Origin of the sequence: Stutzerimonas chloritidismutans (assembly GCF_038562055.1) — a bacterium.
In the GTDB taxonomy this organism is placed as follows: domain Bacteria; phylum Pseudomonadota; class Gammaproteobacteria; order Pseudomonadales; family Pseudomonadaceae; genus Stutzerimonas; species Stutzerimonas chloritidismutans_A.
The window spans coordinates 370,221-383,001 of sequence record NZ_JBCFXD010000002.1; the positions used below are offsets into that span (position 1 = coordinate 370,221).

The 12,781-nt window shown below is 62.0% G+C and carries 8 protein-coding genes; 4 read left to right on the forward strand and 4 right to left on the reverse strand.

What is annotated here, in order from left to right:
* Positions 1-7: 7 nt before the first annotated feature.
* Positions 8-1,507 carry an MFS transporter gene (locus AAGW23_RS05165; protein ID WP_342405274.1) on the forward strand — a complete coding sequence of 500 codons (1,500 nt, stop codon included), beginning with the start codon at positions 8-10 and terminating at the stop codon, positions 1,505-1,507.
* Positions 1,508-1,709: 202 nt separating this feature from the next.
* Here the strand turns inward: AAGW23_RS05165 and AAGW23_RS05170 are convergent, their stop codons facing one another.
* From AAGW23_RS05170 to AAGW23_RS05180, 3 genes are all read right to left on the reverse strand, one after another.
* Positions 1,710-3,671, reverse strand: a complete 1,962-nt coding sequence (locus AAGW23_RS05170) for a methyl-accepting chemotaxis protein (RefSeq protein WP_342405275.1) — start codon at positions 3,669-3,671, stop codon at positions 1,710-1,712.
* A gap of 458 nt (positions 3,672-4,129) precedes the next feature.
* Positions 4,130-4,831 carry an SDR family NAD(P)-dependent oxidoreductase gene (locus tag AAGW23_RS05175; RefSeq protein WP_342405276.1) on the reverse strand — a complete coding sequence of 234 codons (702 nt, stop codon included), beginning with the start codon at positions 4,829-4,831 and terminating at the stop codon, positions 4,130-4,132.
* A 66-nt stretch (positions 4,832-4,897) separates the two neighbouring features.
* The gene (locus tag AAGW23_RS05180; RefSeq protein WP_342405277.1) at positions 4,898-6,208 is read right to left on the reverse strand and encodes an AarF/ABC1/UbiB kinase family protein; all 1,311 of its coding nucleotides are present in this window, start codon (positions 6,206-6,208) and stop codon (positions 4,898-4,900) included.
* A gap of 447 nt (positions 6,209-6,655) precedes the next feature.
* Here AAGW23_RS05180 and AAGW23_RS05185 point away from each other — a divergent pair, with 447 nt between their 5' ends.
* From AAGW23_RS05185 to AAGW23_RS05195, 3 genes are all read left to right on the forward strand, one after another.
* Positions 6,656-8,182, forward strand: coding sequence for an ATPase domain-containing protein (locus AAGW23_RS05185; RefSeq protein ID WP_342405278.1), 1,527 nt, complete (start codon positions 6,656-6,658; stop codon positions 8,180-8,182).
* Entirely contained in the window at positions 8,166-9,845 is a 1,680-nt protein-coding gene (locus AAGW23_RS05190; protein ID WP_342405279.1) for a response regulator, read from the forward strand. Before AAGW23_RS05185 ends, AAGW23_RS05190 begins: the two co-directional genes overlap by 17 nt.
* A 338-nt stretch (positions 9,846-10,183) precedes the next feature.
* Positions 10,184-11,713 (forward strand): sialate O-acetylesterase, encoded by a 1,530-nt coding sequence (locus tag AAGW23_RS05195; RefSeq protein ID WP_342405280.1) that lies wholly within the window; start codon positions 10,184-10,186, stop codon positions 11,711-11,713.
* A gap of 2 nt (positions 11,714-11,715) precedes the next feature.
* Here AAGW23_RS05195 and AAGW23_RS05200 read toward each other — a convergent pair whose 3' ends face one another.
* Positions 11,716-12,636 carry an AraC family transcriptional regulator gene (locus AAGW23_RS05200; RefSeq protein WP_342405281.1) on the reverse strand — a complete coding sequence of 307 codons (921 nt, stop codon included), beginning with the start codon at positions 12,634-12,636 and terminating at the stop codon, positions 11,716-11,718.
* Positions 12,637-12,781: the final 145 nt, after the last annotated feature.

Genomic DNA, 12,781 nt, shown 5'->3' on the forward strand with positions numbered 1-12,781 from the left:
TTGCTCCATGTTGGCTGTGGTTCCCCGTCGCTGGCTGATCCTTTTGGCCGTCATGCTGGCCTTCCTGCCGGTGGTCATCGACATGACCATCCTGCATATCGCCATGCCGTCGCTGACCCTGGCGCTCAGCGCTTCGGCCACCGAGGTGCTGTGGATCATCGACATCTACCCGCTGCTGATGGCAGGCCTGCTGGTGCCGATGGGCACTCTGGCCGACGGGATCGGCAACCGCCGCATGCTGCTCACCGGCCTGGTAGTGTTTGGCCTCGCCTCGCTGCTGGCCGCCTTCGCACCGACCCCGGCCCTGCTCATCGGCGCACGTGTGCTGTTGGCCCTCGGCGGTTCAATGATCATGCCGTGTGTGCTGGGCATCATTCGCCGCATCTTCGAGGATGAAGACGAGCGCGCCATGGCCCTGGGGCTTTGGGGCATGGTCGGTGCCGCTGGGGCGGCGCTTGGGCCGCTGATCGGCGGAGCGCTGCTGGAGCACCTCTGGTGGGGCTCTGCTTTCCTGATCAACGTGCCGATCATGCTGGTGATCGCACCGCTGGTGTTTATCCTGTTACCGCGCAGCGAAGCCACCACGCCTGGCAACTGGGGGCCGCGTCAGGCGCTGTTGCTGATCGTAGGCATGCTGTCGCTGGTGTATGGCATCAAAGCGGCCGTCGGTGGGACCCAGCCGTTGGGCGTAGCGGTGCTGGTCGCCCTGCTGGGATTGGCGCTGCTGAGCCTGTTCGCGCGCGTGCAACTGCGTTCGAAGACGCCCATGCTCGACTTGGCGCTGTTCTCTCGCCCGGCAATCCTGGCCGGCATTATCATGGCGCTGGTTTCCATCGGCGCGTTGGCCGGCGTGGAGCTGACGCTGGCGCAGGAACTGCAATACGTGCTGGGCAAGACGCCGCTTGAGGCCGGTATCTTCATGATTCCGATCATGGCCGCCGCTGCCGTCGGTGGCCCGGTTGCCGGTTACTTTTCCAACCTCTATGGCTTGCGCCTGGTAGCCAGCACGTCCTTGGCTGTGTCCCCCGTGGCGCTGGCTTTCCTGGCCATGGCTGACTTCCATCAGCCCGGTTTCGTCGTATTAGTGCTGCTGGCATTGCTGGGGCTGACACTGAGCATCGGCCTGACGACATCGTCCATTGCCATCATGGGCGCAGTGGAGGCCTGCGAGGGGGCCGCCGCAGGATCCCTTGAAGCTACCGCTTATGAACTGGGTACAGGCCTCGGGGTCACCTTCTTCGGCATGTTCATGTCCAGTTTATTCAGTCGCACGTTCTCTCTGCCGGTGGATCTTGCGAGCCCCCTGGCCGAGCGTGCGGCGCGCTCGATTGGCGATAGCTATGTCGTCGCCTACAGTCTGGGCCAGCCCCAGAGCGCTGCGCTGATCGAGGCAGCAAAAGAAGCGTTCTCAGCAACGCATGCAATGTTGCTGATAGCGGCCTCGGTAATGATCGGCACTACGGGCGTCTTTGTATTCATCATGCTCAGAGGCTACAGGGGGGCATGAAGTTTGGTAGTCCTCAACGTGTGAACTAGGAATCACTGGTCTGGTTGGCTAGCGACGATTTGACTAAGACCGTCGCTATGCATGGTTTGAATCGCCCCGGCTTTCCTAGACGCTCTCCAAACTCTGGAAATAGCAAATTTCAAACTCCACTAACGTAACGGCGGCTTCCAAGCGACGTGGAGCCACGCCGGAACCTCGCGGCTCAAGCAACCTTGAACCGCCCAACCAGCTGTTGCTGTTGCTCAGCCAGGCGGGCGAGTTCCAGGCTGGTCATGGCCGTCTGTTCAGCACCGGCGCTCACCTGTATCGCAACGTCGTTGATTTCGACGATGTTGCGATTGATGTCTTCGGCCACTGCACTCTGCTCCTCCGCGGCCGTGGCGATTTGCAGGTTGCGATCACTGATCGCCGACACACCTTCGGCGATCTCTGCGAGCAACTCACCGGCCCGGCCAATGTTGCTGGAGCCGCTCTGCGCTTTGACCAGTGTTTCCTGCATCGAGCGAGCCGCCCGGTCCGCCCCGCCCTGGAGGTTGGCGATCATGTCTTGGATACTGCCTGTGGACTCCTGAGTCTTCTGCGCTAGCGTCCGTACCTCCGACGCAACGACGGCAAACCCACGCCCATGCTCGCCCGCTCGGGCGGCTTCGATGGCGGCGTTGAGCGCCAGCAGGTTCGTCTGATCAGCAATCCCACGGATCACATCCAGCACGGACGAGATGGAATCGCTCTCGCGCTTCAGGTCCGTGATGATGCTTGCTGTCTGGTCAGCTTGGTCAGACAGCTGGCGAATGAGACCAATGGTGCTTTCGACCTCGGCGCGCCCTTGAGCAGTATTGGCGTTGAGCTGTTGCGACAGTTCGGCCGCATCGTTCGTGCTCCGTGCAACGTCACGAACGGTCGCACTCATCTCGTTGATGGCGGTCACCACCAGCTCGGTTCCCTGGCGCTGCCGCTCTATGCTTTCGCTGGTCTGTACGGTGACTGCGGATGACTCTTCGGCGGCGATTGCGACCTGCGCCGTTGCGTTACTGATCTCTTGAACGACCTGCTGCAGCTCTACTGCCATGAGGTTGAGGTTGCGTGAGATCTCGCCGAACTCGTCCTTGCCCTCGTAGCGCGCCTGGGCCGTCAAGTCTCGCGCCGACAGCGCCAGCAGCGCCTGATTGACCTCCCGAACGGCCAGTTTGATGTTGCGAATGATCAGAAGGGACAGGCCAACCACGACCAACAGCGCGAGGACCACCGCCGAGACGGTCATCCACAAGGCGCTCTGTGCCTCGTCGCGCGCCCGAGCGGCCAGGGTCCCGACGTCCTGAGCCAGCGCCTGCTCCAGCTCACCCATGAGATCGATCCGGTTGGTGGCTGTCTCGAACCACTTTTCACTGTTAACGCCCAGGCTTTGGCCAATCGGCACCTCAAACGCCAAGCGTTGCAGCCGCGCCACTTCGAGTGCACTCGGCTGCTGCAGTTTTTCGTCCAATGCACGGGTAAAACCCTCCGCCGCCGCACGACGGAAGCCTTCCATATAGGCAGAGAATTCACCGAGGTTTCGGCTGAAAGAGGCAAGCAGTGACGCGTCGAAGCGATCCTTGGCGAAGACAACCCCCAGCATTGCGCGCTCGCGACCTGCCCGCTCCTTCATTTCAATGAACTGGTTGAGGCTGCCGAGTGCTCGAGCGAGCGTGGCGTCCTGCACCCCGCGCTCCACCGCATGTGTGAAGCCGATCAAGGATCTGATGTGGGCGGTAAAGCGCGCACCGGACTCGACGTTGGTGATCGCAAACGTGTCGACCTGCGAACGTGTTGCCGTCAGTTCATCAAGGCCCTTCAGAACAGGGCCTATGTGCGAGCCATCACGTGCGGCCAGTGCCCTCACGGCATTCAACGCGTCGTCGGTAGCTTGGCGCATGCCGGGGAGTCGCTTCGCCATGGTGCGTCCCTGGCTCCCCAGGTAGACCCCACTGGCACCGCGCTCACGCTGCAATTCAGTGATCAGGCGGCTGACGGTCTGCGCGGCCACGCTGGCCTCTACGGTGTCTTCCATCTGTTTCAGCGTGCTGTAGCTGTTAGCGATGTACAGGCTGGCCAACCAAAGGAAACCCAGTACCGGGCACGCGAGAATGAGAACGAGCTTTGCGCTCAGGGGAATATTTTTCAGCATAGGGACCTCAATGCTCCGTTTGCACGGAGTGACGCAGGCATGGCAGTTCCAGCCCCGGTGCAGCGCGATGCGATACAGCCGATGCGTGGAGCAGTTCTTTATGTCTGTTTGGGCAATCGAAGCTTTTCGTGGAGGATCAGAAGCTTTTCGTGGATACCCAATAGGAGGCCGACGCATGCCGAAAAGGCCGCGTGGACTCCATTTTTGACGGCGGTATTTTTTCGGCTTAAGCCTCAGCCACCCATGACTCAAGTCAATTAAATAGCGCCAACATATCGCCGCCTGTCGGCTAACGGATGTTCCCGCAAGAGAAAGGGTTAGGGCGCGAACAGATGTAGGTCTCAAGACTCTGGCCTGAGTGTGGCCTGTAACAGCCGCCCGCAGACAGACAAAGCAGGTATACGCGTGCCCCATCGATAAAAGGCGACATGCTGCGAGAGCTGCCTGTTCAGGTTCCCCTACCAGGGCAACGCGTCACCGCTATAGGCGTAAAACCCACCGCTCGCCTCGGGTCCCAACCCGTCGATAACGCGCAACAGATCATGAGCAGCATCGGCAGCTGGCCGGCCAATCTCGGCGCCACGGAAGGGCTGGGATAGATTCGAACTGACCGTGCCCGGATGCAGCGCCAGCAACACGGCATTCGGCTGGCTACGTTTTACCTCAATGGCGGCCGTCTTGATCAGCATGTTCAGCGCGGCCTTCGAGGCCCGGTAGCTGTACCAACCGCCGAGGCGGTTGTCGCCGATGCTGCCGACCTTGGCCGAGAGCATGGCCAATACACCGCGCTGGCGGTCGAGCAGCGGGCAGAAGTGTCGCAGCAGCAGTGCGGGGCCGAAAGTGTTGACCTGGAAGGTGTCGAGCAGCTGCTGGTGATCGAGGTCGGCGAGGCGCTTTTCCGGCATGAACGTGTCGCTGTGCAGCACGCCCGCCGCATTGATGATGAGGTGGAACGGGCCCTGCCCGGCTACCTCCGTCGCGCAGTGTCCGATGCTGCCCGGGTCGGCCAGGTCCAGCGACGGTGTGGTCGAGCGCGCCAATTCGGTTATCGAGGCGCAACGTGAGTCCCCCCGTAATACGTCGACCAGCGCCGCTCCGATGCCGCCAGACGCGCCGATGATCAGGGCGCGATATCCCTCGGGTAAAGAACTCATCTGCATACTGTTTACCTCTGGCCGCGATCAGGCCTGATTGGAATGGTCGGGGCCGACTATAGGGTTGAGCGCCTAGCCTGGTTTATTGGGCAGCACACCTGTGCGCCATTGCTCGATGTGATGTGCCAGCAGGTCGGCCACCGGTAGGCAGGCACCAAGCCGGTAGAGGTTCCAGTAATGCCCTTCCAGCGTTCGATTGACCAGTAGCGTACCGGACGCCGGTTGCAGACTGCCGAGTGCGGACATCAGCAAAGGCGAGAGCTCGACCAGCTGCTGATGCAGGGACGCGCCGAGGAAATCCCATTCCGCGCCCGGTTGCAGCAGCGGATGCAGCAGCAGATGGATGCGTCGATACAGGCTATGCGGCGGCGCGCTGCCGGGCTGGCGCCCTCCGAGTGCCTGGAAACCCGCCTCCAACGCCTCGCTGGAGGGACCTCGCAGGGCGTCGAAGATCTGTACATATGCGCGCAGCAGATGCTGCGGCAGCGGCACGACGCTGCCGAAGTCGTAGACCACCAGTTCCCCGGTCTCGGTCCAGGCAAGATTGCCTGGGTGCGGGTCCGCGTGCAGCAGTCCCAGGCCGAACGCCTGCTCGGCAAGCCAGTCGCACAGCGCTTCGGCCAGCTGTTGCCGGACCTCGAGGGCCGCCTGGTCGACCTCGTTCATTGAGCGCCCCGGCACTTCCTCCAACACCAGCACGCCCGGGCGGCACAATGCTGGGACGGCATACGGGATGCGCAGGCCAAGCCAGTCGCTGAAATGCTGGCGAAAGCGCTCGAGGTTGTTGCGCTCGGCCTCGTAGTCGAGCTCCTGGTCGATGGCGCGCTGCAGCTCACGGTAGACGGATTCGAGCCGCGCCGAGGGCGTGCCGAACAGCCGCCCCAGGGGCATCAAGCGACGCAACTGTCGGAGGTCAGCGTCGCAAATGCCGCGAATGCCTGGATACTGGACTTTCATGATCAGCGCCCGCCCCTGCCGATCACGTGCGCGGTGAACCTGCCCCAGTGACGCCGCCGCAGTGGGTTGGGGTTCGATGGTTTCGAATAGCTCGTACAGCTGCCCGTCGTAGAGACGCTGCAGGTGTGATTCGAGCGAAGCGAACGGCAGTGAAGGCACCTGATTCTGCAGGCGTGACAGCGCGGCGCTTATCGGCTGGGGCAACACGTCTTGCCATTGCGAAGCCTGTTGGCCGAGCTTGAGTACCGGGCCCTTCATCTGCCCTAGCGTCTCGCCGAGCAATGAGCCAACCGGCTCCCAGTCGATACGCGCCTTGCCAGGTGTGATGCGCTGCACCAGCAGATTGCCTGCTATCCGGGCGCCAGTTCCACCAAGGTTGAGGAAGCGCCCCAGCGCTGACGTCGATGGGCGAGAGAAACGAGACATGCAAGCGACCCGCGACAGGTAAAGCCTGATCATGGAACAGCGGCACGGGTGAACCAAGGGGCAATGGTTGCAACCTGTTGCGTCGTCATCTCGTCGGTAGTCAGTTCGGCGCAACAAGAAAAACGTCGAAAAATCTGGCCTGGCGGGCTATCAAGCCCGCCTTAAAGCCGGCTGAGCGCGCCAGGCAAAAAGGCTGAAACGGAACGGGCCGGGGAAAAACGAGTCGGATTGTCTGACTGCGCCCCTCGGGTATCGTCTGCCGAACACCTTTAAATAAGCTCGCTCGGTATGCGCCTGACGATTGCTCGAGAGGGTTTTAGCCCGACCCGCCGATTAGGCACTTTACGGGCGTGTTCCGCACGGCCCTTGTCCTGAATGCATGGACTCGGCCGGCAGGAACAACCAACGCGGCTTCATTCATACAGAAGCCCGCGTAAGGAGTACGGAATGACCGATCGCATTGATCCTTCCTTCAACCCGGACGAAGACATCCCTCGCATATCCACCGGCAGCGAAGGCCTGGATGACATTTTAGGCGGCGGCCTGGACCCCAATCGCATGTACCTGTACGAAGGCAGCCCGGGGGCTGGCAAAACCACCATCGCCATGCAATTTTTGCTAGAGGGTGTTCGACAAGGCGAGCGTGTGCTCTACGTGACCCTGTCGGAGACAAAGCAAGAACTGGAGCTGGTTGCCAAGCGCCATGGCTGGTCGCTCGAGGGCATTGACGTGTTCGAGCTGGTAACGCCTGAAGCCAGCCTTGACCCTGAACTCGAACTGACGGTCCTGCACCCCGCCGAAATGGAGTTGAGCGAAACCACTCAGCAAGTGTTCGACCGCGTGCGACAAACCAACCCCACTCGAGTGATCTTCGACAGCCTGTCGGAAATGCGCCTGCTGGCGCAGAGCCCTCTGCGCTATCGGCGTCAGGTACTGGCGCTCAAGCATTTTTTCACCACGCGCCGCTGCACCGTGATCCTGCTGGACGATCAAACCTCCGAACGCGGCGACATCCAGCTGCATTCAATCTCCCATGGCGTGGTCATGCTGGAACAGTTGGCCATCGACTACGGAGCGGAGCGCCGTCGCCTGCGCGTGGTGAAGATGCGCGGCATTCAGTTTCGCGGTGGCTATCACGACTTCGTCATACGCAAGGGCGGGTTGCAAATCTTCCCTCGGCTGATCGCCTCAGAGCATCACTCACGCTACATCGGCGAGGTGGCCTCATCGGGCAATTCCGCGCTGGACATCATGCTCGGCGGCGGTCTGGAGCGCGGCACCAATGCGCTATTCGTCGGTGCGGCGGGTGTCGGCAAGTCTTCCTTGGCGTTGAGTTTCGCATTAGCTGCGTGCAAACGCGGCGAGCAGGTATCTTTCTTTATCTTCGATGAAAACATCGGCACGCTGATGGCGCGCGGCCGCTCGCTGGGGCTTGCCTTAGAGCCCTGGATCGAACAAGGCCTGCTGCATCTGCAACAGGTCGATCCCGCCGAGTTGTCGCCCGGCGAATTCACCGCAGCCGTGAGGCGCGGTGTGGAAGAGCAAGGCTCGCGGCTGGTGATTCTGGACAGCCTCAACGGCTACCTGCATGCCATGCCGGACGGCCGTTTTCTGATCCTGCAAATGCACGAGCTGCTGAGCTACCTGGGACAGAAAGGTGTGATCAGCATCATGGTGCTGGCCCAGCATGGCCTGGTGGGCCTGATGGATACGCCCATCGATATCAGCTACCTCAGCGATGCGGTTATCATGCTGCGCTACTTCGAGCACGCTGGCATCGTTCGCAGGGCCTTGTCTGTCGTCAAAAAGCGCAGCGGACGGCATGAGAACACCGTTCGCGAGTACCGCCTCAGCGCCAGCGGCGTGCAGGTCGGGCCACCACTGAGTCACTTCAGCGGCATTCTATCGGGCACACCGGAATACACCGGTGATGCGACTCAGCTACTGACAGACGAGCATGAAGACGCCCATTAAATCCGAGCAGCCGTTGGTCGTCGTTTACGCCCCCATCGGCCGGGATGGCCCGGCCACAGCCGAGCTGCTACGCCGTAGCGGCATGGATGCGACGGTCTGTCACGGCGTCGATGAAGTGCTGCAACGCGCCGAAACCGATGCGTCTGCCGTGTTCATCGCTGAGGAAGGCCTGTTCGGTCATGACCTTCAAGCGCTATCGGACTGGGTCGATCGGCAACCGCCCTGGTCGGATTTTCCGTTCGTGGTCCTCACCAGCAAGCACCAACAACCCGCCGTTGCCGCCTGGCGGAAGCGCATGGTGGTAGCGCTGCGCAATGTTTCGCTGCTCGAACGTCCGGTGCAGAGCATTACCCTGACCAGTGCCGTGCAGGCGGCCGTACGCGGACGCCTGCGCCAGTACCAGGTGCGCGCCTTGATCGAAGCGCGGGAACAGGCGTCCCAAAAGCTCGAAGCACTGGTGGTCGAACGCACCAGCGAGCTGGAACGCACCAACCTCGAATTGCGCACGCAGATAGTCGAGCGCGCGCACATCGAAGAAACCCTGCGGCAAACGCAGAAGATCGAAGCCATCGGCCAGCTTACCGGCGGCATCGCACATGACTTCAACAACCTGTTGATGGTCATCTCCGGCGGGCTCGACATGCTCGACCGCCGCGACGACATGGAGCGCCGCAAGCGCCTCATGGACGGCATGCGCCAAGCCGCCCAGCGTGGCTCCGCGCTGACCCGCCAATTGCTGGCCTTTTCCCGCCGTCAATCCCTGGCGCCCGAGGCTGTCGACCTGGCTCAGCGGATCAGCCAGATGCGCGAGCTACTCGACCGCAGCCTGCGCGGCGATGTGCACGTCAGGGAAGAATTCGCGCCCGATCTCTGGCCCGTGGAAGTCGATCCAGGAGAGCTGGAGCTGGTCATTCTCAACCTCGCGGTCAACGCACGTGACGCCATGCCTGAGGGCGGCTCGATTCTTCTGCAGGCCTGCAACGCGCCCGATCAGCAAGTGCTCGGTCGCAGGGGCGATTTTGTCCGCCTGGCGGTCATCGATTCGGGCGTCGGCATACCAGATGACGTTCGCAACCGGGTCTTCGACCCGTTTTTCACCACCAAGGAAATTGGCAAGGGTTCGGGCCTTGGATTGGCGCAGGTCTATGGTTTCGCACGTCAATCCGGCGGCACGGTCTGGATCGATTCCGAATACGGCCAGGGCACCAGCATAGTGATGCTGCTGCCGCGCTCGGTGAACCTGCCGAGCCCGATCAAAGATCAGCCGCCAGTGGACGAACCCGTCCGGCGTTCGGCCGGCAACGTACTGCTGGTGGATGACGATGACGAGGTCGCGGCGCTGGTCGGCGAGATGCTCGAACACCTCGGCTACGAAGTGACCTACGCCGCCAGCGCCGCGGCAGCGCTGGGTGCCCTCGCCAACGAGCGCGAGATCGATGTGGTGTTCTCGGATGTGATGATGCCCGGCGGCATGAACGGCCTGGACCTGGCCCGCGAAATCCGGGCGCGCCAATTCGGCGTGCCAGTGCTGCTCACCAGTGGTTACGCCGAAGCGATCAAACAATCGGCCGAAGCCGAAGGTGTGCAGGTGTTGGCCAAACCCTATCGGCTGGAAGAGCTGGCTGCGGCGCTCAAGAGCGCAGTCGAAGTCATCGAGGCCTGATCGTTCAGCCTTGGCGCAAGGTGTTGATGAACGCCGTTGCCCGGTCAACGGCAGCCTGCTTGATGCAGGAGCGAGCGTGTTCGCGAAGTGCGCTATAGCGATCTTTAGCGCACTTCGCTTCTCGTCTGGTTTTCCCGCCGCAAATATCTTGAACTCTGCACACCGGCAGCAAGCTGGCGGCACGCACTCTCCTTACTGCTCGCGCTCGGCGCGCAGTCGGTTAGAACTAAGCGCCTTCCAGGTCGTCGAAACGCCTGCCCTGCCTTTACGGTACGCCGCAACCTCCCGTCTTCCCTTGCATCGCGCTCGTTTGCGCTTCAATCATCAGGACCCGATCGATGCCCTTTGCTTCCAATCAGTTCCGCCAAGCCATCCTGCCCCATAGAAACCCGATCGTTTATGCCGCCTTCACCGGCCTCCTGCTATCGAACGCTGCATTGTTAGCCCATGCCGAGGAATCGGCCATCGCGGCGCGCGATGCGCGGAACAAGCAATGGAGCCAGGAAATGATCGAGCAACCCGAGCATCAGGCACCGGCCCTCGACGCGAAGTACAACCACGTCATCACCTTCGGCCAGTCGCTGGCATCGGCTGCCGAGGGCTGGCCTGCGCTATCGAAGCAGCCAGGCTATGACAACCTCATGCTGGGCGACTCGACACGCTCGGCCACCTTTAGCGGCGATCGCTTCGTCCCGGTCGGCGGCGCCGCGTTCAAGCCGCTCCAGGCGGTGGTGCAGCTCAAACGCGACCCGAAGGTTCTGCTCGATGCCGAGGGCGTCGCGAAGCTGGAAGAAAAGGCCCAGGAAGAAGGCGAGTCGGTGGAGGTTGGCGCCTTGAACATGGCCCGGCGGCTCTACCTCGACAGCAAAGGCATCGAGGCCGACCCGCAGCATTTGCTCGTCGCCAGCAACGCTGCGACGTCGGGCCGCTCCATTGCTCAGCTGTCCAAGGTCGGCGGCACTCACGAATACAAGCGCGTGCCTCAAGCGGTGGATCAGGCCCGGCAGGTCGCGCAGGCCGATGACGCCAGCTACAACCTCAGCGCACTGTTCTGGCTGCAAGGTGAATACGACTATGCCGAGGTACAAGGCGGCGTCAACGACAAGGCCACCTACAAGAAGAGGCTGCGTCAATTGCGCAACGACCTGAACGAGGACACGGCCAAGGCCATCGGCCAGGAGCGGATGCCCGCGTTCATCAGCTACCAGACCGACGCCAAGACTTCAGTCGTCGACGGCAGCCTGGACATCGGCCTCGCACAATGGGAACTGGCGAAGGAAGAGCCCAACTGGTACCTGGCCGGCCCCGTCTATCCCTACGTCGACAAAGGCACGCATCTGTCGGCCAATGGCTACCGCTGGTTCGGCCAGATGCTCGGCAAGGTGTTCCATCAAGTGGTGGTCGAGCAGCGCGGCTGGCAACCGTTATCACCTCTGCACGCGACGGTCGAAGGCCGTGAAATCCTGATGGACTTCCACGTGCCTCATCCGCCGCTGGCCTTCAGCGAGCCCTATCTTGGGCACAAGGCGCAAATGATCGAGAACTACGGTTTCGTCATCACCGATGACAAGGGCAAGGTACCGGTGGAAAACATCGAAGCCGCCGCTGATACCGTGTTGCGCCTGGTGGTTGGCCGCGATCTGGTGGGCGTCCCGACGATCCGCTACGCCAGCCATGCGACAGGCGGCGCCGGTGAACTGCATGACAGCGACCCGACCGTAGCGGACGCCCACTACCAATACCTGCCCGACGAAGGCATGCCGGACGAAGCAAACATCGCCGCGCTGGTGGGCAAGCCCTACCCGCTCTACAACTGGTCGATTGCTTTCGAGATCAAGCCCACCCAAGGCCACGACTCGGTGCGCTGAAATCACGCACTGCTGCGCAGGCGGGCCAGGTCCTTGACCGGGGAGGCGCCGAACAAGCGGCTGTATTCCCGGCTGAATTGCGAAGGACTTTCATAACCGACCCGATAGCCCGCCGCCGACACGTCCAAGCCTTCAGCCATCAGCAAGCGGCGGGCTTCCTGCAGGCGAAGCTGCTTCTGGTACTGCAGCGGGCTCATGGCGGTCAGCGCCTTGAAACGGTGGTGCAGGCTGGAGCTGCTGAGGTTGACTCGTCGCGCCAGCTCCTCGATGCGCAGCGGTTCGACGTAGTTGCGGTTGAGCCATTCGATAGCATCGTTGACCCGGTGCGACTGGCTGCCTTGCAACGCTACCGCCTGAAGATGATGGCCCTGCGGCCCACGGAGCAACCGGTAAAAAATCTCCCGTAACGCCAGTGGCGCAAGCACCGGTATGTCCCGAGGGTCTTTCAGCAGGCGCACCAGGCGCAGCGTGGCATCCAGCAGCGGCGCGTCGATACGGTCCAGATAGAGGCCGCGCCCCGCGGTTTCTTTCGGCCCTGGCTGCAGGTTGGCCTCAGCGACCAGCCCGGCAATCAACGACGGATCGATGTCCAGACGGATGCAGAGGTAAGGCTCATCGCTGGACGCCCGAATGACACAGCCCGACACGGGCAACGTCACGGACACCACCAGATAGTGCAGTGGGTCGTAGCGATACAGTTCGTCCGCCAGGCGCACTTCCTTTCCGCCCTGCACGATGACGCACAGCGCCGGCTTTTGCAGTCCGTAGGTCATCTCGCCGGGTTTTGCGCAACGGATCAGATGCAGCGGTTCAATGGCGGTCGGGTGCATGCCATCGCTGCTGACAGCATCAAAGACCAGCCGCGCCAATTCGGCGCGCTGGGCGGCGATTTCGTCACTCGATGGAGAAATGAAGGAATTCATGGGCAGCGGGTTCTGAAAAAACGGTAAGTCAGCTTAGCAGCTCGCTGCTGTTGCCAGAGTGAGGGCGGGAGGTATGCGGAAAGTGTTTCTGTCAGCGACTCGCGGAGCAAGCAACGGCCGCCGATGTGCCTCCGCATACCGTCAT